Source organism: Neoluteolibacter marinus (assembly GCF_014904755.1).
Taxonomy (GTDB): domain Bacteria; phylum Verrucomicrobiota; class Verrucomicrobiia; order Verrucomicrobiales; family Akkermansiaceae; genus Haloferula; species Haloferula marina.
Genome location: NZ_JACZFQ010000073.1, coordinates 54867 through 81743, shown reverse-complemented (window position 1 = coordinate 81743; position 26877 = coordinate 54867). Strand labels below are relative to the sequence as shown.

The 26877-nt window shown below is 65.1% G+C and carries 24 protein-coding genes; 9 read left to right on the top strand and 15 right to left on the bottom strand.

Annotated features, from left to right (window positions below; genetic code table 11):
• Positions 1-40 precede the first annotated feature (40 nt).
• The 4 genes from IG178_RS14450 to IG178_RS14435 all read right to left on the bottom strand — a co-directional run bounded on the left by IG178_RS14450 (position 41) and on the right by IG178_RS14435 (position 7460).
• On the bottom strand, positions 41-4537 hold the full coding sequence (locus IG178_RS14450; RefSeq protein ID WP_193213273.1) for a Calx-beta domain-containing protein: 4497 nt from the start codon (positions 4535-4537) through the stop codon (positions 41-43).
• A gap of 211 nt (positions 4538-4748) precedes the next feature.
• Positions 4749-6491, bottom strand: a complete 1743-nt coding sequence (locus tag IG178_RS14445) for a potassium channel family protein (protein WP_193213272.1) — start codon at positions 6489-6491, stop codon at positions 4749-4751.
• A 54-nt stretch (positions 6492-6545) separates the two neighbouring features.
• Positions 6546-7295, bottom strand: a complete 750-nt coding sequence (locus tag IG178_RS14440; RefSeq protein WP_193213271.1) for a hypothetical protein — start codon at positions 7293-7295, stop codon at positions 6546-6548.
• A gap of 3 nt (positions 7296-7298) precedes the next feature.
• Entirely contained in the window at positions 7299-7460 is a 162-nt protein-coding gene (locus tag IG178_RS14435; protein ID WP_193213270.1) for a hypothetical protein, read from the bottom strand.
• 53 nt (positions 7461-7513) lie between these two features.
• On the opposite strand from IG178_RS14435, the gene IG178_RS14430 reads away from it, so the two are divergent.
• Positions 7514-8017: a hypothetical protein gene (locus IG178_RS14430; protein ID WP_193213269.1), complete on the top strand. Its 504-nt coding sequence runs from the start codon at positions 7514-7516 to the stop codon at positions 8015-8017.
• Between the two features lie 11 nt (positions 8018-8028).
• Here IG178_RS14430 and IG178_RS14425 read toward each other — a convergent pair whose 3' ends face one another.
• A complete protein-coding gene (locus IG178_RS14425) occupies positions 8029-9039 on the bottom strand; it encodes an aminopeptidase (RefSeq protein ID WP_193213268.1) in 1011 nt (336 codons plus the stop codon).
• 9 nt (positions 9040-9048) lie between these two features.
• A complete protein-coding gene (locus tag IG178_RS14420) occupies positions 9049-9501 on the bottom strand; it encodes a DUF5069 domain-containing protein (protein ID WP_193213267.1) in 453 nt (150 codons plus the stop codon).
• A 143-nt stretch (positions 9502-9644) separates the two neighbouring features.
• On the opposite strand from IG178_RS14420, the gene IG178_RS14415 reads away from it, so the two are divergent.
• On the top strand, positions 9645-11030 hold the full coding sequence (locus IG178_RS14415) for a Gfo/Idh/MocA family protein (RefSeq protein ID WP_226895448.1): 1386 nt from the start codon (positions 9645-9647) through the stop codon (positions 11028-11030).
• 73 nt (positions 11031-11103) lie between these two features.
• Here the strand turns inward: IG178_RS14415 and rtcR are convergent, their stop codons facing one another.
• On the bottom strand, positions 11104-12696 hold the full coding sequence (gene rtcR / locus IG178_RS14410) for an RNA repair transcriptional activator RtcR (RefSeq protein ID WP_193213266.1): 1593 nt from the start codon (positions 12694-12696) through the stop codon (positions 11104-11106).
• A gap of 220 nt (positions 12697-12916) precedes the next feature.
• On the opposite strand from rtcR, the gene IG178_RS14405 reads away from it, so the two are divergent.
• The 5 genes from IG178_RS14405 (at position 12917) to hpf (ending at position 19120) form a co-directional block, all read left to right on the top strand.
• Positions 12917-14491 (top strand): vWA domain-containing protein, encoded by a 1575-nt coding sequence (locus IG178_RS14405; protein WP_193213265.1) that lies wholly within the window; start codon positions 12917-12919, stop codon positions 14489-14491.
• A gap of 622 nt (positions 14492-15113) precedes the next feature.
• Positions 15114-16595, top strand: coding sequence for an RtcB family protein (locus IG178_RS14400; RefSeq protein ID WP_193213264.1), 1482 nt, complete (start codon positions 15114-15116; stop codon positions 16593-16595).
• Positions 16596-16636: 41 nt separating this feature from the next.
• Positions 16637-17653, top strand: coding sequence for an RNA 3'-terminal phosphate cyclase (rtcA, locus tag IG178_RS14395; RefSeq protein WP_193213263.1), 1017 nt, complete (start codon positions 16637-16639; stop codon positions 17651-17653).
• Positions 17654-17701: 48 nt separating this feature from the next.
• Positions 17702-18349, top strand: coding sequence for an HAD family hydrolase (locus tag IG178_RS14390; protein ID WP_193213262.1), 648 nt, complete (start codon positions 17702-17704; stop codon positions 18347-18349).
• Positions 18350-18547: 198 nt separating this feature from the next.
• Positions 18548-19120 (top strand): ribosome hibernation-promoting factor, HPF/YfiA family, encoded by a 573-nt coding sequence (hpf, locus tag IG178_RS14385; protein ID WP_343225977.1) that lies wholly within the window; start codon positions 18548-18550, stop codon positions 19118-19120.
• A gap of 61 nt (positions 19121-19181) precedes the next feature.
• Here hpf and IG178_RS14380 read toward each other — a convergent pair whose 3' ends face one another.
• Genes IG178_RS14380 through IG178_RS14370 form a run of 3 tightly spaced genes read right to left on the bottom strand, consistent with a single transcriptional unit; the run spans position 19182 to position 21858 of the window.
• On the bottom strand, positions 19182-20204 hold the full coding sequence (locus IG178_RS14380) for a type III polyketide synthase (protein ID WP_193213260.1): 1023 nt from the start codon (positions 20202-20204) through the stop codon (positions 19182-19184).
• Positions 20204-21220, bottom strand: coding sequence for an FAD-dependent oxidoreductase (locus tag IG178_RS14375; protein ID WP_226895447.1), 1017 nt, complete (start codon positions 21218-21220; stop codon positions 20204-20206). The genes IG178_RS14380 and IG178_RS14375 overlap by 1 nt, the downstream gene beginning before the upstream one ends.
• Positions 21217-21858 (bottom strand): class I SAM-dependent methyltransferase, encoded by a 642-nt coding sequence (locus tag IG178_RS14370; RefSeq protein WP_193213258.1) that lies wholly within the window; start codon positions 21856-21858, stop codon positions 21217-21219. Before IG178_RS14370 ends, IG178_RS14375 begins: the two co-directional genes overlap by 4 nt.
• A gap of 30 nt (positions 21859-21888) precedes the next feature.
• Here IG178_RS14370 and IG178_RS14365 point away from each other — a divergent pair, with 30 nt between their 5' ends.
• Positions 21889-22611, top strand: a complete 723-nt coding sequence (locus IG178_RS14365) for a hypothetical protein (RefSeq protein WP_193213257.1) — start codon at positions 21889-21891, stop codon at positions 22609-22611.
• Here IG178_RS14365 and IG178_RS14360 read toward each other — a convergent pair.
• Genes IG178_RS14360 through IG178_RS14340 form a run of 5 tightly spaced genes read right to left on the bottom strand, consistent with a single transcriptional unit; the run spans position 22592 to position 26018 of the window.
• On the bottom strand, positions 22592-23452 hold the full coding sequence (locus IG178_RS14360; RefSeq protein ID WP_193213256.1) for a patatin-like phospholipase family protein: 861 nt from the start codon (positions 23450-23452) through the stop codon (positions 22592-22594). The two genes, IG178_RS14365 and IG178_RS14360, sit on opposite strands and share 20 nt — an antisense overlap.
• Positions 23449-24453 (bottom strand): lysylphosphatidylglycerol synthase transmembrane domain-containing protein, encoded by a 1005-nt coding sequence (locus IG178_RS14355; protein ID WP_193213255.1) that lies wholly within the window; start codon positions 24451-24453, stop codon positions 23449-23451. Before IG178_RS14355 ends, IG178_RS14360 begins: the two co-directional genes overlap by 4 nt.
• A 37-nt stretch (positions 24454-24490) precedes the next feature.
• Positions 24491-24751: an acyl carrier protein gene (locus tag IG178_RS14350; protein WP_193213254.1), complete on the bottom strand. Its 261-nt coding sequence runs from the start codon at positions 24749-24751 to the stop codon at positions 24491-24493.
• A gap of 13 nt (positions 24752-24764) precedes the next feature.
• The gene (locus tag IG178_RS14345) at positions 24765-25490 is read right to left on the bottom strand and encodes an SDR family oxidoreductase (RefSeq protein WP_193213253.1); all 726 of its coding nucleotides are present in this window, start codon (positions 25488-25490) and stop codon (positions 24765-24767) included.
• A gap of 60 nt (positions 25491-25550) precedes the next feature.
• Positions 25551-26018, bottom strand: a complete 468-nt coding sequence (locus tag IG178_RS14340) for a gluconokinase (protein ID WP_193213252.1) — start codon at positions 26016-26018, stop codon at positions 25551-25553.
• A 174-nt stretch (positions 26019-26192) separates the two neighbouring features.
• Here IG178_RS14340 and IG178_RS14335 point away from each other — a divergent pair, with 174 nt between their 5' ends.
• The gene (locus tag IG178_RS14335; RefSeq protein ID WP_193213251.1) at positions 26193-26870 is read left to right on the top strand and encodes an FCD domain-containing protein; all 678 of its coding nucleotides are present in this window, start codon (positions 26193-26195) and stop codon (positions 26868-26870) included.
• Positions 26871-26877 lie beyond the last annotated feature (7 nt).

Sequence of the window (26877 nt, the reverse complement as noted above, 5' to 3'; positions counted from 1 at the left end):
GAGGGAGATCATCCTCAAGCACGGCGTTCCCGGGGCGTCCTCAGTACCGGACGCGGAAGTAACGCCGAGAGACGTCCGGTTTCCCCCGCAGGATCACACGCTCCCGCTCACCGTCGACCGCTTGGATAATCATTTCGATTTCCTCGTCGTCCTTCGCCGGCATCCAGAATTCCAGATCCGCGCTGGACTCGACCTCGAAGTCCGCGCTTCCCCCGATGGGGCGGAGATAGCTGAAGCTGTCAGCCGCGGCTCCGGATTCGGCGCGGATAGGTGGCTCGTTTTCCTGGATCCCGAGCTGGGCCAACAACCATCCCGGCAATCCGTTGCCAGCCCCGGCGAGACCGGCCGGAGCGACCGGGGATTCCGGTTCGATCCGGTCGGCCGGTGGCCATTCCTCCGTTCCCCAGCCGTAGCCGACCGACGGGGACACCCGGTACCGCAGGCGAAGGCGCGGCAGTGCCAGCGAGTCCGCAGGCAAATCGACCCACAGCGGGCCGTCCGTGGGAGGATGGACACGGCTTGCCCATCCGGCATGCCCGTCGCGCCAGCCGATGGCGGTCCAGATCCCCGGGCGCGTCTCCGCTTCCACCACCACCAGCACGTCCGGCGGAGGCTTCACCGCGGAATCGAGCTTGACCCGGCCGGCATCATGCGACGCGGTGGCAAAAGGTCGGGCGGGGTCCAAGCGGTTTGCCACGTAGTCGTCGAAATCCCCGGTCCCGTTCCCGTCGCGGTCTTCGTGGGGCGGCACGGCAGCCACGGATAGCCCTTGCAGCCAGCGCCACGTGCCGAAATCGCCCATGGCCGTGACCGGCCATTTCCGGATGGTACCGTCCGTGAGGGTGAAAACACTGTCCCGGAAGTGAACCACTTCGTGGAGGTTGCCATAGTAGGCGTTGTCGATGTCGGTGAAGAAGCGTGTCGCCCCGATCACTTTCCCGTCCTCCCTGTCCAGCAGGGTCAGGTCCCGCAAGTCATGGACGGTGACCACGCGCTCGCCGGTATCGACGGGGCCCATGTAGTCCATCAGGTTCCTGGCGAAGGGGACCTCCCACTTCATTTGCATTGTGGCTGTATCGTACAGCCGCAAATGGACGGGATTGGCGACCACCAGATCCGTGGCATCCGCGACCAGCACCCCGCTGGTTCCGGCAGGTACGGTCACGCGGCCCTTCCCGCCGATCCGGAACCCCTGGATCTTGCCCGCCGAGGGATTCGACCACCCGCCCTTTCTCCATCCTCCGGTGGCCGATACGAAGAGCGTGTCGCCGACAAAGGCCATGCCCGACCCAAACTCGCTGTTCTTCCCGCCGCCTTTGCGGAACGCGCGCTTGTAATCCGCCCAACGGTAGGCTTCCACCTGCGACCCGGCGGGTGCCCCCCGGTCGAGGCCAGGGGTGGCGATGGCAAAATAGGTCGGGTTCGAAGCGAGCACTTTCCCGAAATCAGGGAGCTTCTTGGTGTAGGGCAGCACCGCAAGCCGTGCGCCGCTGGAGATCGAGAAGATCTCAGCCGAACCGCTCTCGCCGCCGGCCGTGCGGGTGATCACGAGGAGCTTGTCGCCCTGAGCCGCGACGTTGATGCCGAAAACCCGGTACTGCGAGGGAGAGGGATCAGCGATGCTGCCGACAAGCTCCCCGGTGTCGGCGTCAAACACATCGACCCGTTGCCGCGTGTCTTGCGAAGTCCCCTGGATTGCTCCCGTGAAGGCGAGGATCTTGCCGTCGGACAGACGCATGCCCGCGTAGTTCGCGTTACTCTGGCCGCCGACGGGAGCCGAGGAAATCACCGTGGCTTGATGTGCGGGAGCCACCGGCACGCCCGACATCAGCGGAAGCCGGACGCCCCCGCCGAGGGGCGGTTCGCCGGAAGTCGAGATCTCCACGCTGAAGGCGACAACCGCCGGCGAAGGCGGACCACTCGTCGGCCGGATCCGGTAGGGCACCGTTCCAGCGCTTCCGTCCGATGGCAATGAAACGGCCGGCGTGATGATCCTCTGCGGCAGTTGGCCATACTCGGCCCGATCGAAGTAGCCCACGCGGACCCGAACGGGCACGTCGGTGACTTCCATCACACGGAACGAGAGAAACGAGCCGTCGTGTGCTTGCTCGGCCGATTGGTTGAGCAACTGGACTGCCGGCCGGCTCCGGTAGCTGGTCACGTGGTGAAACCACGTGCCGCGGGTATCCGCGGAATCCTCAAAAACGTCCTGCTTGCGAACGAGGATACCTCCCGTGCCCTCGACGGCGATCTGGTTCATGGCATCCGGCGCTTCGGCCAGGAATTCGTCGTGATCGATGCGGGCGCCGGTGGCCAGGTCATACGCGGCCGGATCGTATCCGCCCCCGTACCAGAAGGTGTCTCCCACCGCCCCCATGCCGTTCTCCGCGCGCCGCCGCCAGACCTGCTCGCGGGTCGTGAGGTCCATGGCGACCACGCTTTCCTCCGCGGAGAACAGGAGCAGGTCGCCCCGGATCGCCCGAGGAGACACACTCAGGAAATCCAATGACGTCACCTGCCACAGCGGGGCGAAGGTGGCGGGATCGAAAGCCCCGATCAGGCAGCCGGCTCCCACACCATGACTGTTCGTCTCTCCCTCCCAGGTCGCGATCAGGTGACGGCCGTCGCTGACGAACACCGGAGGGCGCCCCGGCGGGTGAGGCAGGTCGACAGGAAACAGCCTGCCTTCCACAGGGCCTCCGATCTCATAAAGCCGGTTCACCCGGGTGCCGGGGTAGCCCCCGAAGTCGTAGTTCATCAGGACCCTCCCTCCCCCCAGCAAGACGACATCCGAGATCCGGCCCGCCAGTTTCGGAAAGCGGCCCGATGAGAGGATGGCACCGTTTTGCCGGCTGACCCGGGAAAGGACAATCTCGGAGCCGTCCTCATGATACACGTCGATCGCCTCCGGGGTGGAAAGGAAGCGCGGGAACGGCGGATACCACTTTTCGGTCGGAATCCCGGGAATCGTCCCCAGCAGGCGGCCGCTGGAGTTTTCCCAGAGACAAACCTCGTCCGGCCCGCCGGAAGAAACGGAGCCGACACCGACGGTGACTTCCGGGTCCCTCATCCAGAGCTTCAGGTAGGACATCACCGGCTGGCCATCGGCCTGGAAGAACCTCACCGGCTGCAATTCCAAGCCGCTGGCCTCGATCACGATGCTGCCGCGCGTCACCGCCGGAAGGACAAGGCCGGCGGGCTCGGAAAAGATCAGCTCGATCGTCTCATTCGACTCCGGCACCCGGTCCTCCTGGATCTCCACCATCAAGGTGGCGGAACTCGCGCCGGCGGAAAAAGTCACCACCTCGTCGATGGGCTGGTAGTCATCCCCCGGGGTCGCGGTGCCCGCCCCGTGCCGGACCCGCACCGAAACGGGATCGGCAGCCGGACGATCGAGCTTCAGTTCCACCGACTGGTTCCCGCCACCGTCTTTCAGCCTGATGCCGGCAGGGATTTCCAGCACCGGCCGGGAGAGCGCGGGCGCGTAGAAGTCCACCACTCCCACCCCGTCCACCAGACATCCGCCTTCGACCGCCAGGAGCCCCCTGTAGCGGCTTCCCGATCGATCGGAGCGGTCCGCCCTGCCGCGGAATGCCATCTGCCAGGATCCGTCCGTCTCCTTGCGCCACATCTGCACCTCGGACCGGTTGGAGACCTGCGGGTCAGGGTACCCCTTGACCCAGAGTTCATCCCCGCGGGCTGAAATGGAGGTCGCTTCCTTGATCGCGCCTTCCACGCCGTCCCCGATGAAGAGGGACGCTCCAGTGTTCACGTCCATCGCCAGCACCTTGTGGGCGGTTCCAAGATAGAACTGGGTGTCCGCGCCGGAGGCTGCCATGAACGAAGAGGTCCACGCATCCCCTGTGCTCGCCGTCGCCTTCCTGACGTGGCTTCCTTCCTCGACCGAGAAGATCTCGTCGCGACCCTCCAGCCATTTGGATCCATGAAATGCCAGCCAGCCCTCGCCCGCCCCGGCGAACTTGAGGAAGCTGTAGCCACCCAGCGCAGTCGTATCCACGTTGAAGGGCGTGATCACCTGCCGCACGGCATCGAATCTCGCCAGCTTGGCGGCGCTGCCGGAGAGCGTTTCGGGGGCGACGGTGCAACCATGCTCGTCGCTGACGACGCGCATCCGAGAACCCGCCGGACTGGAATCGACCAGTTCCAGCGTATCCTCCCGCAGGACTTGGAACGCATCGGGAACCAAATCTCCATTCGCGTCCATGACGCCGTAGATGCATCCGCCAGCCACCCCGTGGGCCACGAAACCCGGCGGACACAGGACCGACGAAACCTCTCCGCGCCCCGGAACGGGGTGATGGAAGACTCTCATCCTCCGGTCGGCATCCGCGAACTTCGGGATGCGGTAAAAACCATCCCTCCCCTCACCGCCAAAGACCTGCTCCGCGTCCACCCGGACCGACCACTCCGGTGGATCGACCGGCGGCAATGCCGCGCCTCCCGGAGAGATCAGCAGGAAGAAGGCGGAAGCTGTTGATTTCGTCGCGGCGCTCCTGGCGGAAAAAATGGCAAGCATCGGTAATGTCGGTTCTCACGGCACCATCAACTCGGTCGCCCCACGACGAACCCCGAAAAGGGAATCTTCCGGAACGGAAGACATGTCTTCCCGAGTTGCCTGATGGATGTCGGTTTGGATGCACGGAAGACCAGCGGTTATGCGGGACGCTGTCGAGCCCGACCTTTCACCGAAATCGCGAGGGAACCCCCGCGCCGCGAGGCCATCGTGGCTACCTCCCCTCGTGCCGCTGCTTCCACCTCGTACGCAAGGCCGGCGGGGCGAGGTCGGGCTTGAACTTGAGCAGGAACCTTTCCTCCGCCTCGAGCGTGCCGACCAGCAGCAAGGTCCCGTCGGCTGGAAGCTCGGTCTCGGGTTCCAGGTTCACCAGCCGCTCGCCGTCCGTTTCCACCGCGATGATCGTGCATCCGGTCTCGCTGCGCACCGCGCAATCCATCAGGCGCCGGCCCTTCATCGAATCCGGCACCGGCGAGGGGAAAACGCACACGCCCTCGGCCAGCAGCAGGTTGTCGGTCTTGCGCAACAGGTTGAAGATCGTGTTCGCGCCCATCGAAGCCGACGACAGCACCAGGTCCGCTCCGGCGCGATGGAGGGTCCGGACATTCCGCTCCAAGGTGCAGCGCGAGATGATCTGCAGGTCCTCGCGCAGGCGACGGAAGAAGATCGTCAGGGAGATGTTCACGTCGTCGTCGTGGGTGGTGATGATCATCGTGGCCGCTTCGCGCGCTTTCGCGGCCTTCAGGGCGTCCATGTGGGTGGCGTCGCCGATCACCGCCTCGGGGTGCTCGCGGACCCGCTCGGCCAGCTTCTCGATGATCACCGGCTGCATCCCCGCTTCCTGCAGCGCCTCGCTGGCGATCCGCCCGACCCGGCCGCCCCCGACGATGATGACATGCCCGCGTTCCTCGCACTGGTGGCTGAAAGTCCGGTTGTAGCGGGCGATCTGTTCATCGGTCCCGGCCAGCACCAGCACCGACTGCCGGTCGATCCTGGTGTGGGCGTCCACGGTGGTCAGGCGCCCGTGATCCCATACACCGATCACACTCAGGCCCGTGCGGGGGCGGATCGCTGACTCCGCCAGGGTCAGCCCCTCGAGTTCGGTCCCCGCGGCATTGGCCTCGGCGATGAACAGGCTGCTCGCCTGGCCGATCACGTGGGCCGCGGCGTCCTTGCCTACCACCCGGCGTGCCAGCGCCTGGCCCATGGTCAATTCGGGTCGCAACACCAGCGTCGCACCCGCCAGCTCCAGCACGTCGCGGGCCGGATCCGATGACGCCGCGCCGACGATCGGCACCGTCTCGTTCAGCTCGCGGGCGGTGAAGGTGATGTTGGCATTGATCACATCGGATCGGGTCGCGACCAGCATCGCGGCATTGGCGACCCGCATCCGTTCGTAGGTCAGCGGATCGTCGAGCGCGCCGACTGCGACCCTCACCCCTTGTTCGTAGAGTTCCAGCGCCTCGGCGACATTCGGCGTGAGGATGACATAGGGATGCCCGTATTTCTCGAGCATTGGCACCAGGGCCACCGTGACCGGGTCATGGCAGGTGAAGATCACGTGGTTCCGGGTATTTTCCGGCAGTTCCCGCGGTGTGCGGGCGGAGGCCTGAGCCCGCATCCATGGCGAGTAGAAGAACTCGATGAAGGTGAACGGAAGGATCACCAACAGGAACATCACCCCGCTGATCAGTACCACCACCGAGAACATCCTTCCGATGTCGCCCTCGAAGGTGATGTCCCCGAAACCCAGCGTCGTCATCACCGTGAGCGTCCAGTAGAGGCCGGTCGCCCAGCTGTGCTTCTGCCCTTCCGCCTCCATCAGCACGTGGAACAGCACGCTGTAGATGGCTATCAGGGAAAACAGAACCACCAACAGGCGCAGCAAGGCCTTCAGGTTGGTGCGGCTGCTGCGATTCTCCAGAAAGGCGCTGAGAACGGCGACGAGGGATTTCATGAGGGGGCGGATTTCGCGAAGCTAACAGAGGGTAACCCGCATCGCATCCACCGACTACCCTGATTTCTCCGCACTCATCCAGGCGTAGAGCATCACCCACAGCGACAGCGCCAGGGAGAACAGCGGGATCTGCACCGGCTCCGGCAGGGTGTAGAGCACGATCACCACGGGAATCCACACGCCCCAGGTGGCGAACAAGGCGGGCACCACGTGGTCCCGGTAGTAGCCGGCGGTGAAAAATCCGCGGTTCATCCGGTAGCCGCGATTCTTCCAGTCATAGAGCCAGACCGTGACCGGCGCCGCGAACAAGGGGTTGTAAACGAACTGGTCGACCAGCACCTGCGGGATGACTACCGACGGAATGGCCTGGTCGCCAAACCATTCCGCCTGACGCCGGTAGAGCCAATCCACCACCAGCCCCATGCCGCCCCAGAACGGGATGGCAAAGAGCAGCTCGGTGAGATTCTTCCGCTCCGGCTTCCCTTTCTGGAACACCAGCAAGCGCAGCAGCTCCGGGACGAAGGCACCCGCCACAACCGCCGCCAGGGCGCTGTAGGCATAGCCCCACTCCGCTTTGATCTCCGCCAGCCGGTCCATCGCCGCACGGGTCGGTGGGTGCAGGTAGTAGCCGATCAGCAACGCGAGCATCATGCCCTGGAGCAGCAGGCCCGGCAGGATGTTCGCACGGGCGGCCCGCAGCCCGGCATGCCATGGCGCTTCGCGGCGTTCGTCCGGTTTTACCTTCTCCACCCGCCGGAAGCTGGACGCCGGGGAAAAAGTTCCAAGCCCGAACTTCCACGTCACCGGTCAGGGATCGGTCGCACCCGGGCCGTCATCGGCGGAGCCCGACGATGTGCCCAGGCCAGCCGCGACGATCAGCAGGATCGGCACGATCACCAGCATCAATCCGACGACGACGAATCCACCCGTCATGCTCGCAGACTCGTCCGGATCCCTCGCGTTCACCATTACGCGAAGACGGAGGCGTTGAATGAATCCGCGGCCTCAGCCGTCCTAACGGTATGATCTTCCACCGCGTCATTCCCCTCTTCCTGTCGGCGCTGTCCCCGTTGACGGCGGCGGAGTTTCCCATGGTCCCCGCGTCCGACCGCGTCCTCTCCGTTCCGGAGGTCAGGAACTTCTGGATTCGCTCCCTGAAGACCCAGCCGCTGCCGCCGAAACCAACCCGGCTCTACCCCGAAAAGGAGGCCGCCCGACAGCGGATGATCCAGGACCGGAGGATCCTGATCGAGGAAGTCCGCAGCGGGCGCCATGACATCGCCGCCAAGCTGGTGGCACTCAGCCACAACGTCGAGGCCTGGAACCGTCTCCGTGACGACAAGAAGGCGGAAGAAACCGAGCGCCGGCTTTACCGCCTCCGCGAGCATGTCGCCAAACTGGCGACCCTGGAGGCCCAGCGTGAGGCCGCCATCAAGGTCGGGGAATCCGCCGAGCGGATGGCCACGCTGTCCGATGAGATCCAGCGATTGAAAGCCATGCTGGCCGCGGTGGAGCCGAGCGGCTGACCGGCGCCCGCCTAATCGCTTGCGGGCAAGCGGAGATCGGCGGCCCGCTCGAAGAAGCGATCGAGGTCACCGTCGCAGTCCTTCAGCAGCTGCCGGAACACCGGGACCTGTTCCTGATAGGTGCTGAGCGAAACCAGGTCGGCATTGTTGATGTCCCGGGTCAGCCAGCCCTCCAGCCCCCGCCCGCCCCAGCGCCGGCGCAATTCACGGAAGCGATCCCGGAGATCCCCGAACAGCTCGGCTTTCCGTTTTCGCATGACCTCCTCCGCCATGCCTGAAGCGTAGAGCATCCGCAATGCGGCGCGGGTGTCGTCAATGCGCTGGTGGAACTCCGCCCGGCGCACCAACCGGGCTTCATAGTTCTCCAGGTCCTTCCGGCGGCCTTCGTGTTTCAACCAGCGCCGCACCCCCTCCTCGGCCACCGCATTCGCCAAGGACTCGTTGAAGGTAGTGTCGCCGCTGCGGAACAGGCGCCGGTGGGTGAGTTCGTGGAAGATCAATTCCGCGAGATCGATGTCCGACGCGCTGACAAAAGTGTTGAGCACGGGATCGTGGAACCAACCAAGCGTCGAATACGCGTCCACCCCGCCGACCTGGACGTCGAACCCCTCGGCCCGCAGCTTCGTGGCGAGCTTCTCTGCGTCCTCCTCCTTGAAGAACCCGCGGTAGTCGAGTCGGCCGAGCGTCGGATACCACCAGGACTTGGGCTCCAGCGAGAACTCCGGCGCCGCATACAGCACCCAGGTGACGTAATCCCTGCCGAGATCGGCATACTTCCCGTAGCTCTCGTCCCCGGGCAAGGTCAGGTGGTCGCTCGCGAACCGCCGGATCTCCTGGACGGATGTCAGCTGGCGCCTCAGGCCCTCGTCCGTCGCGGGATCCTCGACAATGGGCGGAATCGGGCGGCTCTTGCGGAGAATCTCCAGCTGCCCCCCGACCGCCTGCCGGTAAAAGGTCAGAGTCTGGCAGGAACATGCCAGCAGCGCGCAGGCAAGCGCCGGAATGAAGCGGATCGTCTTCATACCTTGCTGCTACTTCCACGCCTCCTTCCAAAGTCCCGGATGCCAGCGACCTTCATCCATTTCGATGATATCGAAGTCGGTCAGCAGGCGCCCGTCGTCCGGCAAGCCGTATTCCTTGATGGCCGCCGGAATGAAGACGTCGGTTTCGTCGTCGCGCCAGCCGCGCTTGCTCATGAAGCTGTTGAAAATGAGGATCTCCTCCGCATTGAGGCGACGCCCGTGGGAATAGCACCATTCGAGGACCTCCTCATTGCTGGCGCCGCCGAGAACCTGCCCTTTGACCTCCTCGTAGTTGACGCCCAGATAACGAACGGTCCGCCCGTCGAAGCCCTTGCCGAGCAATTCTTGATAGTCTTCCGGCAAGCGCTCTTCCGCATGGAGCCGGATCTTCGAACACATCCGGGCAAAGTAAAAGAGCCCGCCGGTCTTCTGGTAACAGCCTGAAATCCCTTCAATTCTCATGTTCTGACGACAAACTGCACCGAAGTCCGGCATCTGCCGAATCGAATTTTGCCCTACCCAAAATCACAAATCCCCTGCGGGTATCCGAATCGCCCGGCGAAAGACGGCCTGATACAAACGGGTAGCAGAACGACACCAACTCCATGAATTCCGACGAAAAAATGACCCTTCCAACCCAAGGACGCCGAAACTTTCTCAAGGCAATCGGCGGTGTCGGAGCCGCGATGTCCGGGATCCTCCATGCCCAGGACACCCCGTCGCGTCCATCCGGCGCCAAATACATGGGCGACTTCGCCGCGCCCAAGCTCGACAAGGTGAAAGTCGCCATCATCGGCGTGGGTGCCCGTGGCTCCGGTCACATTTCACAGCTCGCCGTGATCGAGGGCGTGGAAGTCGTCGGCATCTGCGACCTCGACGAGGGCCGGGTGAAGCGCTCCGTCGACAACGTCACCGCCAAGGGCCACCAGCCGAAATCCTACACCGGCGACGAGAACGCCTGGCGGAAAATGCTATCCGAGACCAAGCCCGATGCGGTGTTCATCGCCACCCCGTGGGAACTTCACGGTCCGCAGGCCGTCGCCGCGATGAAGTCCGGCGCGCACGCCTTCGTCGAGATCCCCATCGCGCTCACCGTCGAGGAGATGTGGGACATCGTGAACACCTCCGAGGCCACCGGCCGCCACTGCATGTTGATGGAGAACGTCAACTACGGCCGCGAGGAACTCCTCTACCTCAACATGGTTCGCCAGGGGGTGATCGGCGAGCTGCTGCACGGCGAAGCCGCCTACATCCACGAACTGCGCGGCCAGATGAACGGCGGCGACTCGACCGGCTCGTGGCGCACCTACCACTATGCCAAGCGCAACGGCAACCTCTACCCTTGCCACGGCCTCGGCCCGGTGGCGCAGTACATGAGCCTGGCGCGCGGCGAGGACAACTTCCGCCGCCTCGTTTCCTTCGGCTCGCCGGCCAAGGGCCGCCATCTCTTCGCCCAGAAGTCGACCAACCTCACCAAGCCGGAGTTCAAGACGCTCGATTACCAGTGCGCCGACATCAACACCTCGATCATCAAGACCCATCTCGGCCGCACCGTGCTGGTCCAGTGGGATGAAACCTCGCCGCGCCCATATTCCCGTCACAACCTGATCCAGGGCACGCTCGGCACGCTCAAGGGATTCCCGAACGGGATGGCGATCGAAGGAGTCACGAAGAACTACCATGCCTGGACCAGCAGCGAAGAGTTCGAGGAGATCGCCTCCAAATACGAACATCCGCTGTTCAAGCGCGTCGGCGAGATGGCCAGGAAGATGGGCGGCCACGGCGGGATGGATTTCCTGATGCTGTTCCGCATCATCGAATGCCTGCGCAACGGCGAGCCCCTCGACCAGAACGTCTACGAAGGCTGCTACTGGTCCTCGGTCGCTCCTCTCAGTGAAAAATCAGTGAAGGAAGACGGCATGCCCCAGGACTTCCCCGACTTCACCCGCGGTGGCTGGAAAACCACCAAGCCGCTGGCCGTGGTCTCCTGAAACTCCCCGCGGGATTTCCAATATGAGAGAGAAAAGGGCACGACCTTCCGGGGCCGTGTCCTTTTCATTTTCGTCAGGCCCGGCAACGCTCGAAATCGAGCCCGAACTTCGCCAGGTACTTCTTCAAGCGGTCGGCATCATTGGTCACCGCGCGCTTCTTGCGCGATATCGAGAAGAGCTCCCGCCCCGCCTCTGACAAGGTCCGCGAGCGCCGGCAAACGGCGACCACGTGGGCCAGCTGGACGCGATCGAAAGGATCGAGTTCAGCCTCAAGCAAGCCCTCCAGGTCGGCGCTCTCCGCGGCGACCTCCGGCGCGCCGGGCCGCTGCCAGCTTTCGCGCAAACGCTCGATCTCTTCCTCCACCTCCTCGGTCCGGATCCGCCCGCGCGGCGCCAGGGTCGCCATCCGCGTGACCGCGGCATTCAGGTCACGGAAGTTTCCCCGCCACGGCGTGTCCACCGCCTCGGCAAAGCGCAGGAATCTCTGCCGCGCCTCCTTGTTGAAACTCGCCTGCCGGCCGTGCGAGCGGCCGAAGCGCTCGAGTTCGAATTCCAGGTTCGGCGCGATGTCTTCCCGCCGCTCGCCCAACGACGGCAAGGAGAAGGTCCACAGGTGGATCCGCGCCAGCAGGTCTTCGCGGAACCGGCCCTCCGCCACCGACTCGCGCAAGTCGCGGTTGGTCCCGACGATCAACTGGAAATCGCTGCTCACCGGCCGGTCCGCCCCGACCGGCAGGAAGCTCTTGTCCTCGAGCGCACGCAGTAGCCTCGCCTGCTCGTCGAGACCGAGCTCGCCGATCTCATCGAGGAACAAGAGGCCGCCGTCGGCCTCGCGCATCAAGCCCGGCCGGTCCTTCTGGGCCCCGGTGAAGGAACCCTTCACATGCCCGAACAAGGCCGAGGCCGCGGTGTCTCCGGTGAGGGTCGCGCAGTTGACCTCGACGAAATTGCCCCGCATCCCGCCGCGCTGCCGGCGCAGCTCGTAGATCCGCCGCGCCAGGAGCGACTTGCCCGCCCCGGTCGGCCCGGTCAGCAGCACCGGCGCCTGCGAGCGCAGCGCGACCTGCTCGATCCGGTCGATCAGCCGGTTGAAGCCGGCATTGCGGGTCTTGATCCCGCTCTTGAGGAAGTCGGTGGTCTCCTCGGCCTCCTTCGCGAAGCGCGTACTAAGGGCATCGTATTTCGACAGGTCGAGGTCGATCAGCGCATAGCGGCCGGCGGGATCGGCCGCGCGCTTGGTCGTCCGCGGCGAGGTCTGGATCAGCTTGCCCGGCAGGTAGCCCGCCTCCACCAGGAGGAACAGCGAGATCTGCGCGATGTGGGTGCCGGTCGTGATGTGGACGAAATACTCCTCCCGCTCGGTGTCGACCGGATAGGCGCGGGCCCAGTCGTGCAAGGCCCCGTAGACCCGCTCGAGATCCCAGGGATCCTTGCCGAAATCCACCGTGTGCTCGCGCACTTCGGTTTCCGGCGAGATCTGCCGGATATCCTCCGCAACCCTCGTGCGCAGCTTTCCAAAGGGCAGCTCCGCGAGCAGCTCGAAGCGGTCGAACAATAGCTCCTCGTGCTGGAACAAGGACACGCTGGGCCGCCACCCCTCCCAGCGCCGGGGCTCAAAGCCACTGTCCAGCTTGGTTCCGAGCATGCCGATGACCACGCGCTTCATGGGCACCACTTCACTTTATCCCTTTGGATACTTCACGCTCTTTTTCGCTATTCTTGAACACCATCAACCCAGAAGTTTGAGCCTATCGAAAATCGCACCAAAAGTTTTTTATCACTCTCCACCCGCGAGTTACACCACCCAACACCATCGTCCAACCCCAGACTGGCACGCACCCTGCCATTACTCATCCCGTCCACACCAACGCAACGGACATTCACTCATGGCGAACAAGAACCTCTTCCAGTCCCACCGCGGTGCCCAGCTGCCCGCGGCCAACGTCCGCAACGACGCGGGTGCCCCGGCCTACGAGCTTTCGCCGCCGGCCACCCTCGCCCGGCTCGCGGCGACCGGATGCCTGACCCGCACCTTCTACGCTTCCGGCGAAGCCCAGCTCGACCGCGTGCTCGACCTCGCACAGCGGGTCGATCCCCGCTTCGTGGCCCAGACCGCCCTCTACGCCCGCCGCAAGGGCTACATGAAGGACATGCCCGCCCTGCTTTGCGCCGTGCTGGCCACCCGCGACCTCGACTTGCTGGCCGAGATCTTCCCCCAGGTCATCGACAACGGCAAGATGCTGCGGAACTTCGTCCAGATCCTGCGCTCCGGCGTTACCGGACGGAAGTCCCTCGGCTCCGCGCCCAAGCGGTTGGTCCGCCAGTGGCTCGAGCGGGCCGGCGAACGGCAGCTGCTCAACGCCTCGGTTGGCAACGATCCCTCGCTGGCGGACGTCGTGAAGATGGTCCACCCGCGCCCGGCCGATGCCTCCCGCGAGGCCTTCTACGCCTGGCTGGTCGGCAAGTCCTTCAACCCTGCCCGGCTGCCGGACCGCGTCCGCGCCTACGAGGTGTGGAAGGAAAGCCGCCGCGGCGAGGTGCCCGACGTGCCCTTCCAGATGCTCACCGCGCTCCCGCTCGGCGAGCGGGAATGGTCGGCGATCGCGGACCAGGCGAGCTGGCAGACCACCCGCATGAACCTCAACACCTTCGCCCGCCACGGAGTGTTCCGTGACCGTGCCCGGGTGAAGAAGCTCGCCGCGCGGCTAGCCGATCCCGAACAGGTCCGGCGCGCCCGGGTCTTCCCCTACCAGCTCCTGGCTGCCTACATGAATGCAGGCAAGGAGGTGCCGCGGGAACTCCGGGAAGCCCTCCAGGACGCGATGGAAACCGCCATCGGCCACGTCCCGGAAGTCGCCGGCAAGGTCGTGGTCTGTGCGGACGTCTCCGGATCGATGCACGCCCCGGTCACCGGCTACCGCAAGGGAGCTACTTCCGCGGTGCGCTGTGTCGATGTCGCCGGCCTGGTGGCTGCTGCCTTCCTGCGCAAGAACCGGCACGCCCGCGTCATCCCCTTCAAGGAGGACGTGGTCCGGCTGGAGCTCAACCCGCGGGACAGCGTCATGACCAACGCGACCAAGCTGGCCGGCCTGCCTCCGGGCGCAACCAATTGCTCGGCACCGCTGCGGCTGCTCAACGAGGAAAAGTCGACCCCCGACCTGGTGGTCTTCGTTTCCGACAACGAATCCTGGATCGATCCCAAGGCGCATCGCGGAACCGCGGTGATGGCCGAATGGGAACGGATCAAGAACCGCAACCCCAAGGCCCGGCTGGCCTGCATCGACATCGTGCCCAACACCACCGCCCAGGCCCCCGACCGCCGGGACATCCTCAACATCGGCGGCTTCAGTGACAGCGTCTTCGATCTCATCGCCGCCTTCGCGGCCGGAGCCGATGGCAGCGACCACTGGATTCGTGAAATCGAATCCCAACCACTTCGTGAAACCATCACCATGAAATGAAAGATCTGCCGGCACGGTGGATGCCAAGCGGGACTACAACGCACCAACTCGTTGGCCGGAAGGCCACCGTCCCGCCCCCACTCGCCATCGTGCCAGCAACCCCACCTCATCGCCGAATGCGGGAGAGATTCCATCAAACCGAAGGCAGGGGGTTCGACTCCCGCCTCCGCCACGCGCGGTGTGGAGCAACGGCAGCTCGTCGGTCATCCATCTCATCCACCCCTTGTCGGCACCCCTCTTCCGCGAATGCAGGAAGGACTACATTTAAGGCATTGGTCGTCGGTTCGAATCCGACCCCGCCCGTCGGGTAGCTCAGCCTGGTAGAGCAGTGAAAACGTCCTTCCATCCCTTGTCGCGGATTCCTTTCAAACGGAGCGCCGGCTTCAGCCGGCCCCACAGACTCCGGACTCGAAGCCAAGCCGGCTGAAGCCGGCGCTCCAACCCTCTTTCCGGCGAATGCCGGTGGAACTACATCATTGTTCATGACCAGGTCGCCGGTTCGAATCCGGCCCGGGCCGCTCCTGGCCCGGTAGCTCAGTGGTAGAGCAGGAACGTTTCACCAATCCTTGTCGCCGGTCCTTTCCAATCAACCATCCATCATCTCCCATCCACCATCTTTCCCATGACCATCCACAAAACCGACGAAGCCCTCGGCTTCCTCCCCCTCCCCAACGACGCCGGCAAGCCGATCACCGTGGTCGGGACCGACGCGATCCGCGACAACTTCGACGAGATGTGCCTCCAGCAGGCGCTCAACTCGCGGATGGCGCCCGGCGTCACCGACGTCGTGCTCAACCCCGACGGCCACGCCGGCTACGGCGCGCCGATCGGCTGCGTGATGGTCTCGCCCACCCACATCTACCCCGGCCCCGTCGGGGTCGACATCAAGTGCTCGATGTCGCTGCTGCAGATGGACATCCCCGAGGACGCGATCGTCGACAAGAAGACCCGCCGCGCGCTGATCAACGCGATCGTCGAGCGCACCCCGACCGGTGCCGGCCGCGGCCAGCGGACCGCCAGGAAGTCGCGCCGGGTCGACCGCGACCTCGGCGTGCTGGCAGTCACCGAGGGTGCCACTGCCCGCGTCTGCGAAGCCCTCGGCATCCCGCCCGAATGGGCCGACCGCTGCGAGGACTCGAGCCACCGCGGCCACGACGGGTCCTACGATACCCTTCGTAGCCGGCTCGAGTTCATCCTCGAGCAGGGACGGATCCGCAACTTCGCCGACAAGATCGGCCAGCTCGGTTCCTACGGCGGCGGCAACCACTTCGGCGAGTGCGAGATCACGCGCGTGACCGACCGGCCGTCGATGCGGCGGAATGCCGAGGTCTTCGGGCTCAAGGACGGCCACGTCTCCTTCCTCAGCCACTGCGGATCGCGCGGCTTCGGCAACCTGCTGGCGACCGGCCAGTTCAAGGACCTCGAGCGCAAGTTCGAGACCTGGAACACGCCCTACCCCGCCGGCGACAAGAAGCTGGTCTACGCGCCGCTCGGAACGCCGGAGGCCGACGCCTACATCGACGACATGTCGCTCGGCGCGAACTTCGCGACGGTCAACCACCTGTTGATCAACGCGCTGGTGCTTGAGGCCTTCCAGGAGATCCTCCCCGGAGCCACCGGCAAGCTCGTCTACTTCATCTCGCACAACATCGCGCGGGAAGAAGTGGTCGACGGCAAGAAGGCGTGGGTCCACCGCAAGGGCGCGACCCGGGCGATCCCCGGCGGGCACTTCTCGCTGGCCGGAACGCCCTTCGCCGAGAGCGGTCACCCGATCCTCCTGCCCGGCAACCCGCGCGACGGCTCGGTCGTGATGGTGGCCAAGAGCGGCGCCGAACGCACCGCTTGGTCGGTCAACCACGGCGCCGGCCGCCAGATGGGCCGCAAGCACGCGGCGCGGACGCTCGACCAGAAGGCGGTCGACGCCGAATTCGACGCCTCCGACATCCTCAGCAACTGCCGTCAGTATCCGATCGACGAGGCGCCCGATGCCTACAAGAACTTCCCCGAGGTTCTGCGCAGCGTCGAGTCGGCCGGACTGGCCGAAACGGTGGCCAAGCTGCAGGCCCGCTTCGTCATCAAGGACTCGGCGGCGGCGGACGATTGAAGGAAGTGCCGGGAGACCGGCCACCAGTGAAGATTGTTAGAATGAAATCACTCCAACTCGACGGTAGCGGTGGCGGTGGCCAGATGCTGCGCAGCGCCTTGTCACTGGCCATGCTGACCGGCCAGCCCTTCCGCATGACCCGGATCCGCGGCAAGCGCCCGAAGCCGGGCCTGATGCGCCAGCACCTGACCTGCGTCAAGGCGGCCTGCGAGATCAGCGGCGGCACCGCCGACGGCGCGGAGATCGGCTCCACCGAGCTGGTCTTCCGCGCCGGCACCCCGCGCGCCGGCGACTACCATTTCGCGATCGGCACCGCCGGCAGCACCGGCCTGCTGTTCCAGACCCTGTTGCCGGCACTGCTGGCGGCCGACGGGCCCAGCACCCTGCGCCTGGAAGGCGGCACCCACAATCCCCTCGCCCCGCCCTTCGAGTTCCTCGACCGGGTCTACCTCCCGGTCTTGCGCCGGATGGGGGCGGAGGTGGAGATCGAACTCCTCGCCAGCGGCTTCGCCCCCGCGGGCGGTGGCGCGATCGCATGCCGCATCCAGCCGCTCAAGGCCTGGCAGCCGCTGGACCTCGTCGAGCGCGGCGAGCGGACCGGTACTCGGATCCGGGTCCTGACCCGGCACCTGCCGCTGTCGATCGCCGGCCGGATGCTCGACTCAGCCCTCGAGTTGCTGCCCTGCAAAGACGCCACCGTGGAAAATCGCGAACCCGGGCCCGGCGCCGGCCTGTGCTGCCTGGTCGAAACGGAATTCGGCGATTTGCGGGAGATCACCAGCAGCTTCGGCGAGCGCGGGGTGACCGCCGAACGGCTCGGCCGCAACGCCGCCAAGCGGATGCAGGACTTCATCGGCTCCAGAGCCCCGGTCGGCCGCTGTCTTGCCGACCAGCTGCTGCTGCCCTTCGCCCTCGCGGGCCAAGGCCGCTTGCACACCATGGCCCTCGACGCCCACGTCCCGACCAACATCCACGTGATCGAGAAGTTCCTGCCGCTGCGCTTCACCATCGACAAGAGCGAGCGCGGGACCAACCGGATCGAAGTCGGGCCGCGCTGAGCGGGAGCGCTTGCACCCGCACCGGCGCTGGCCTTGGATCGCCGGGCGATGCTTCCCGGACTGATTTTCGATCTCGATGGCACCCTGGTCGATTCCCTGCCCGGAATCGCCGCCTCCCTCAACCGTGCCCTGGCGGCGCTCGGATTTCCGGGTCACGAGGAATCCGCCGTGCGCGGATTCATCGGAAATGGATCGCTCGAACTGGCCCGCCGGGCCCTGCCCGATGGCGCGGATCAAGCCGCGGCCGTCGAGGCCCTTTTCAAGGACGACTACGCCCTCACCTGGGCCTCCGGCACCTCCCCTTACCCCGGGATTCCGGAGTGTTTGAATGCGCTCCACGCCGCCGGTCATCCGCTCGCGGTGCTGTCCAACAAACCGCATCCCTTCACGGCCGAGATCGTCGCCCGATTGTTCCCAGGAATCCCCATTGATCCGGTGCTCGGCCAACGCCCGGAGATTCCCCGGAAACCCCACCCGGAAGCCGCGCTACAGATTGTCCGTCAATGGCAACGAACACCGGCACAGTGTTGCTTCATCGGCGATTCAACCGTCGATCTCGCGACGGCAAGAGCCGCCGGAATCCCCTCATTGGCAGTGACTTGGGGCTACCACGACGCAACGGATCTGCGCGCTGCGGAGCCGGCCTTCATGGTCGACTCAGTGGCCGCGCTCGCTACCATTCCGGCGCTCTCCTGAGCCCGCGACGGCTCGGCCATTACAATGCCCACACACGGGCAACCGGGGAGCATTTGACTGCAAGGGATGCCGCGATTTCCGCAAGAACAGGGTGGCCAAATCGCGACTTATGGTCCACCCTGCTAGGTGGATAAGGCGGATGAAACCGCCATCCATTCACCCCAAAACTAACAGGAGTATAAAATGCAAACTGCAAACGTGAACCTGCCCATTACGGTCACCGTCCGACATGAAGCCGTGACCGACTCGCTGCGCGAATACGCCCACAAGAAAATCGAAGGACTCCACCTCGATTACCCGCGCATCATTGAGGCCAAAGCGATTCTCGACGTCCAAAAAAACCGGCACATTGCCGAAATCATCCTCTTTTGTGCCAACCACATCACGATCGAGGCTCACACCGAAGGGCAGGACATGTACGCCGCCATCGACGAGACGATCGACAAGATCGCCCGCCGCATGCGCAAGCACAAGACGCGCCTCTTGAAAAAGAAGCGGCCGCACCGGAACGATTCGATCCGCCACCTGGACGAACGCTATTTCAACGAGGAGATCATCGATCACCCCGAGGAGTCCGAGCAGGATCCCGAGCCCTTCCTGGTCCATCCTGAGAAGTATCGCCTGCGGACCATGTACAAGGAGGACGCGGTGATGGAGCTTGAGCTCTCGGAACGTCCGTTCGTGCTCTACAAGAGCGCCCGCCGCGACTGCCTCACCATCCTCTATCGCCGCAAGGACGGCGAATACGGGGCGATCGACATCAAGGACTGACCTGACCGCCGGTCATTGCCACGCCCGCCCGGCCCCGCCGCGGCGGGCGTTTTCTTTTCGCCTAACGCCACATCTCGCAAGCGTGGGCGGCAAAGCCGGCCCCGAAGGCGGTCAGCCACCAGCGGCGGTCGCCGTTCGCACTGGCAAAGGCACGATCGAGCGCGAACAACACCGACGGGCTGCTCATGTTGCCATGATCCCTCAGTACCGCGCGCGTCTCCGGGAGGGCATGCGGGAGCACGGCTTCGAGTGCGTCGATGACATCCCTGCCTCCGGAGTGGGCGAGCACCCGTTCCGGTTCCGCCTTGCGCATGGCATAGAGCTCGGACACCGCAGCCGCAGCCAGTCCGGGCACCGCCTTGTCGAGCTGGTTGCGGAGTTTCCCGCCGGCATTGACGAAGCGAATCTTCTCGCGCTGTTCCGGCTTGTGAATCGTCGTGAAGTGGCCCGCCTGCCACTTTCCCGCTGCCGGGACATCCGACCAGATGGCCGCCGCTGCACCGTCGCCGAAAAGGCACAGCGAAACCAACACGCCGGGATCGTCGTCGGCATAGAATGCCGCCGAGCACACTTCGACCGCGACAGTGGCCACCCTGGCCCCGGGGTGGGCCGCCAGGAATCCGGCCGCCGAGCGCAACATCGGGATCGCCGCGCCGCAGCCGAGTCCGACGAGGTCTTGCAAGTAAGCGCTCCCTTTCAAACCGAGCCGCTCCGCCACATGGCTGGTGATCCCCGGACAAAGGTAACCGGTACAGGTGCAGATGAAGAGGGCATCGATGTCCTCCGGGCCCAATCCGGCCCGCTCCAACGCAGGCAGCAGCGCATCCGCAGCCAGCGAAGGGGCCTCCCGCTCGAACATCTCGTTCAATTCCTGGGCGTCTCTTCCCACCACCGGTGCGATCTCCGGCAAGCAGAAGCTCCGGGTCGCGATCCCGGACACCCCGTTGCCGAGAATCTTCTCCATCATCGCCCGCGAACGCGGCTTGAGCCGTGCGAAAGAAGGAGTTGCAACGAGTGCCTCCAAGCACTCTTGCTGGCGGTAGGAATGGGGAGGAACGGCGGTGGCAATGGATTCGAGGAACATCAGCGGACGAGGGCAAGGAGAGGGTGAAAGGGAAGCGCTCCGGACCGGGAAAGAAGCTCGATGAAGGCACCGCCCGCGCGACGAAGTATCACCGGATGCAGGGCTGCAGCCACTTTCAACCTGCGTTGGAAGCGCTCCCGCAGACCGCGGCGGATCTCCGACCTGCACTCCGGCCATGAACCGTCGCCCCGGCTCCAGCGCACCAGTGGCTCGATCGCAACCTCCGCCGACTGGAAAGCCATGCTCATGCCGTTGCCGGTGAACGGAGGAATGATGCACTCCGCGTCGCCGATCGTGCAAAGCCCGGGCTCCGCCACCTGCCGGCCGAGTTCAAAACCCGCCACCGCGGAAAACGACTCGTCGCGGCAGCAGGCCTGGCGCAGTCGCTGGACCAGCGCCGCGTTGCCAACTGCGGTCAGGTAGCGGTAGAGCAAGTCCACCCCACGGGCCCGCCGTGCGACATCCACTCTGAAAAGCCCGCAGGCGTTCACCTTGCCGTCTTCAATTCCCGCCAGCCCCAGATAGCCCCCGGAGCCGAGATGCATCTCCAGATCGGCATGCAGCTCCAGTCCTTCGAAATGGCACTTGAGACCGATCCACGATCCCGGCCGGGCAATCCGGCCCGCGGCCCAGACCATCCCGTCACGCGCTTCCCGGGCGATCCGTGAGCCTTCCTCGATCTCGCCGCCGAGCGCCAGAACCCGCTGCATCAGGCGCAGGTCGAGGCGCTGCCGTGAGATTCCCAGCGCCGGTACCGGCAAGGCACCGCGGAAAATCTCCCGCCCCTCGCGGAACCAGGCCACCGTATCGTGCTGGCGGGCGTCGTCGAGCGCACCCGCGATTCCCAGCGACTCCAGGGTCGTGCCTCCGACCCCCGAGATGAATTCACCGCAAACCCGGTGCCGCGGGTAGTGGCCCGCCTCATGGACCCTCACCGGAACCCCGCGCAGGCGTAGACCGGCGGCCAGGGACAAGCCTGCCAATCCTCCTCCCGCTATGATCACCGTTCCGCTCAAGCGCGGGAAGCTAGCACGCGCAGCCCGCCGCGCCACGAGGTTTCCTCGCGGACGTGCCACTCCCCGCGATCGAGCCCCAGCCGCTCCGGCAATTCACCGGGCAGGAACCCCGCCCGGATGCTGACCATCATGTCGTGCTTCGTCGCCCGGCCGACGAAAGGCAGGATGAAGCGGGCATCCATGACCGTTTGGGCCGTCCGGTAGGGCTCGTTGATGCAAATCACCTCGAACTTCCCCAACAAGTCCCGAAAGCGCTCCAGCTCGGGGTCTTCGAAATGATGGAGGAACAAGTTCGCCGCAAGGATGCCCCCCTCCGCCTCCGCGAGGCATTCGAAGACATCGCGTTGGTCCCAGATGATCCGCTCCGCCAATTTCGCCGGTCTCGGTGCGAGGTCGCACGCCCGCAGCGGGATCCCTTGATACTTCCGATCCAGCCGGTTCAGCAAGGTCCCCTCGCCCGCCCCAATCTCCAGCACGCCCTTCGCGCGGGCTGCGGGGAACACCCCGACCTGCCGCGCGATCCAGCGTTCGTTCCCCATCAGGAAATTGATCATCTTCAGGTCGACACGGCTGCGGACCACGTCCGGGTGGTCCGGTGGCAACTGATCGATCATTTCAGGCTCCACAACGCGCTGCATCGCGGTTAGAGCGTGGTTCCGGTTGTTCCGATGCGCAAGCTTGTCCCCCACTTCGCCAGATTTGCCGTCGCGATCGTTTGCCTGGCACTGTGTTCTTGCTTCGATGTCAGGGAGGAAATCTGGATTGCCCGGAACGGTTCCGGCCGGGCGGAGTTGACCTATCATGTGCCGTCGTCGGCGCTCCGCCTCGCGGGAGGCAGCGCCGGACTGGAAGACAGGATCCGCGCGCTCATTGCCTCCGAGCCAAAGCTGCGGACCGACCAGGTGGAAGTGACCGAGATCGGCGAAGACGCCTCGATCGTCGTGAGAATCTCCACGGATTCGATGCTTTCGCTGCTCGACCTGAAGGACAACGAGGAGTTCCAGTCATTACCGAAATCCGCCGGAGGCATCGCGGGCGAGATCAACTTCAAGTTGCGCGGGCTCGACGTCGACTTTACCCGCAGCGTCGATGTCGGCGGGGCGCTCGGGCTCGCGTCGCTGGCGGTCGGGGTCGAGGACCGGAAGAACCGCCACCTCACCTACATCATCCACCTGCCCAAGGCGCCCCGGGAAACCAATGCCACCTCGGTCCGTGACGGCGGCAAGACGCTCGTCTGGGAGGCCACCCTCGGCGAAGCGCTGCGCCGGCCCATCGTCACCCATTTCCGTGCCGCCATGCCGATCCCGTGGTTCGTCCACGCCGCGGCAGCCTTCGTCCTCGTCTGCCTCGCGGTGCTCGTACGGCGCCGCCTCAAGCGCGCGAAGCCATAGCCGCGGCGGACCAGTGGCGATGCGCCGTTTCCCGGCCCGCCTCGAAGAATTCCGGGAATTTGCCCCGATGAAGCAAGCGCGGCCACTCGTGCACCGTCTCGAGGAAGATCACCTGCTTCCCGGACTCCCCGGCGAGCCGGCGGCGGTGACCGAGCAACTCGCTGGCGGCAACCGTATGGCAGGCCCCCAGAACCGCGCCCGGCGACCGCCAACTCCCGTCCGCCGTCTCCGGGGCGTGGCGGATGCGGTGAACCAGGATGGTGTGGATGCCCGGGTCGTCGAGCCAATGCTCGAAGGGGGTCTCGTGGGCGACCCCGCCGTCGACGAATTCCTCGCCATCAATCCTTTGCGGCTTGAACAAAACCGGCATCGCGCAGCTCGCGATCATGAATTCGTTCAAAGGCCCGTGGTCACGGACCTCGCTGCGCTTGCGGGTCAGGTTGGCCACCGCCACCTCCAGTCGCGGTGCCTTCAGCTCCTCGATCCGCCTCGTGCCCAGATGCTTCGCCAGGTAGCGGCGAATCCTCACACCCGAAAGCAAACCGGACCCTGCGGTTCCGCTGAGGATCCCCGGCCATCGGTAAAAGGCCCCGAGATCGAAAAAGGCGCGGAGAAAGTGGAAATCGTAGATCACGCGGTCCAGCGCATCGCCGCGCAAGCCGCTCGCCCAAAGGCCGCCGGCCAGTGCGCCGGCGGATGCCCCGGAAATCCGCCCCGGCCGCAGTCCCGCTTCCTCGAGCCCGCTCAGCAGTCCGAGATGCGCGTAGTAGCCGAAAAATGACGACGACAGGCAAACCGCCAGCCCCGGATCATGACCGGCATCCGGAGGCATGCCGCTCATGCCTCCGCGTGGGTGGTTTCCTCGATCTGCTTCATCGACGTGCGATCCGACGGCCGCAGGAAAACAAATCCCCCGACAATCGCCCAGAACAAGGTGCCAGCGGCGAAGCCCACCAACGAACCCAGCACGGCGATCCCGGGATCCATCCCGGCCAAGTCCCCCATCAGGATTTTCAGGACCACCTCGCGCACCCCGATACCTGAAATCGACACCGGCATCGCGCTGGCGGCATCCACGACCGGCATCGCGGCGAATACCTGCATGAATCCCGAAGTGTCCCCCAGGAAGCGGACCCCGCACCAGAAAGTCGCGTAGTAGACGGGCAGCATCGCCAGCCCGGTCACGACGGACCCCACCACTTGGCGCCAGTTCCTACGATAAACGTCGAAGTTCTCCGGGACCCGGCGCATGCGTTGCATCAGCGGGCTCTTCGCGCGCCGGTGGATCCGCTCGTTCACCCAAGGAGAGGACATCACGAACAGCAGGAGAAAGAATGCAAGTCCCCCAGCGAAATAATACCAGCCGAACTTGATCGCCGCCGCGCCCAGCTTGCTCATCGTCTCGATCTCGCGGAAATGCCCCGCAGTGACCGCGAAGAAGGTCAGCGCCATGGCAGCCAGCCCGACCAAATGATCCACCAGCACCGACATCGTCACCGCCAGCTTGCGGTCCCGGTGATCACGGATCAGCAGGAAGATCTTGGCCGCGTCGCCCGTCACGCTGCTCACGCCCATGAGGTTGAAAAGGCAACCGATCAAGGTCACCTGTACCGTCCGCCCGAGGCTGACCGGGATTCCTTGTGCCAACAGCAGGAACCACCAGCGCAGGGCGGAAAGGAAAACCGCAAGCCCTCCAAGGACCACGGCCGCCACCGCCCATCCCCATGCAGGATGATCCGGCCATGCCGCCCCGGCTTCATGAATGTCCTGCCCCGAAAACGCCCACCAAAGGCAGACGACGGTGAACACCAGCTTGGCCAGGAAGAGCAGCCACTTCTTCATCGTGCGCCCTGTGGTGCGGATCCCGGAAGTTTGCGGATCAAGCGTCCTTCTCGATCGCTTCGGCGATGGTGTTGACGTTCTGCAGCACGCCCTTGGCTTTTTCCGCGTCCGCGATCTTCAGGCCGAAGTGCTTCTCGATGGCCACCACCAGCTGCAAGGCATCGACGGAATCCAGGCCGAGCCCGCCGGCACCGAAAATCGCCGTTTCGTCGCCGATCTCCGACGCCTCGAAGTCGAGCATCAGTTCCTCGACCATAACTTCCTTGATTGATTGCCGGAGCTCCGCGCCTTGTGCCATGATTGTAAGCTTGTTAGAAAATGCCGCCGTCGATTTTCAGGGCGGAACCTGTGACGTAGCCCGCATCCTGGCAAGCGAGAAACCGCACCGCAACCGCCACTTCCGCCGGCGACCCGAAGCGCCGCATGGGGATCCCCGCTTTCGCGCGCTTGGCCGCCTCGTCGTCCATGTGGGACAGCGCCTCGGTCTGGATGTAGCCGGGAAGGAGCGCATTGACCGTGATCCCGGCGCGCGCGACCTCCTTGGCCAGGGTCTGCGTCAAGGCCACCACGCCCGCCTTCGCCGCGGCATAGTTGGTCTGGCCCAGCGGCGGCAGGATCGCGCTCAGCGAGGCGATGTTGATGATCCTGCCGAAGCGCCGCGTCATCATCGGCCGGATCACCGCCCGGCTGCCGAGGAAGACGGCATCCAGGTTGGTTGAAATCACCGACGACCAGGCCTCGTCGGGCATTGCCGCCAGCAGGTGGTCGCGGTGGAGTCCGGCATTGTTCACCAGCACGTCGATGCCACCGTCGGTTTCGACGATGGTGGCCACGGCGGTCTCCCAGCTTTCCCTCGACGTCACCTCGAGATCGACCAAGACACAGCGGCCGGGGAACTCTGCCGCCAGGGCCTCGGCATTGCCACGGTTCGCCCGGACCCCGAGCCAGACCTTGGCATCCTCCTCGTGGTCGAGAAAATACCGCCCGATACCCAGTCCAAGCCCGCCGTTCCCGCCGGTGATGAGAATGCTACGCACGGACCGAGCCTCGCGACCCGGAGACCCGAGCGCAACCCCCGATGGCGACTTCACCTGCCATCATCCCAGTTTGGCGACTATTGCCGCAGCGACCACCACCGGTTCCGCGGAATTCACGACCTCCGTCACGTCATCCCCGGATTCCAGGATCGCGAACTGCGAATCGAGCAAGCTCGCCGGCATGAAGTGGTCGCGCCCCGCCATCCTTCGGACGATCTCGTCGCGGTCCACGGTCAGCACGAAAAAGGACAGGGGCCCGGCCAATTCGCGGAGCCGGTCGCGATAGACCTTCTTGAGCGCCGAGCAGGCCAGCACCTGGTCGCCCCCGGCCGCGAGATGACGACCGATCGCCTCCAACCACCCCGCCCGATCGTCGTCGTCCAGCGGGATCCCGGCGCTCATTTTGGCAATGTTCGACGGCGGATGGAAGTCGTCCGCATCGGCGAATTCACAGCCAAGACGCTCCGCGACCAGCTTGCCGATCGTGCTCTTGCCGCTGCCGCTGACCCCTGCGATGACGAGCTTCATTCCGGATTCGATGCCATTGGTTTGCAGGTTCCCTGCCCGGAATCCCGCCCCCGGACAGCCGGCTCGACCCGCCGGAGGATGCCCCGATCATGCAGCCCCGCCCGTCCGCGTCATGCGGGAATCGCGTCAGGTTTCCACTGGATGAATCTTCTGACAACGTTCTAGCTTGCCGGCGTGCAACGACGCAGCGTCCAGATCGCCGGTGAACTCGAGCAGGAAATCCTCGACGGCAAGCTTCCGCCCGGAGAGCGGCTGCCCTCCGAGGAGAAGCTCTGCGAACGCTTCGGCGTCAGCCGGACGGTCATCCGCGAGGCCATCCAGCAGCTCCGCGGCCGCAGACTGCTGCGGACCATCAAGGGCTCCGGCACCTACATTTCGGACCCGAGCCTCGAATCCCTGGGCAGCGCCGTCGAGAGCTACTCGGTCCTCGCTGAGGAAAGCGACTTCCTCGAACTCATCGACTTCCGCATCCTGATCGAAACCGAGTGCGCCCGCCTGGCGGCGAAAAATGCCGGGGAACAGGTCATCCGCGACCTGCGCCGGATCCTCGACGCGATGGAGAAATCGCCGGTGTCGAAGGACAAATTCAGCAAGGCCGACATCGCCTTCCACCTCACCATCGCCCGCGGCTCGGGCAACGGCATCTACGCCATCCTGTTGGGGGCGCTCGAGAAGCGCTGCATCGCCTTTGCCCAGGCCAACCGTGGCGACGGCGACTGGGTCACCCCGGTGATTTCCGGCCACCGCGAGATCCTCGACGCCATCGAGGCCAGCCTTCCCGACAAGGCCGCGGACGCGATGAGGAAGCACCTGCTTTCGTCGCGCCGCCACTTCGTGGACCTCGATCGCTGAGACGTCC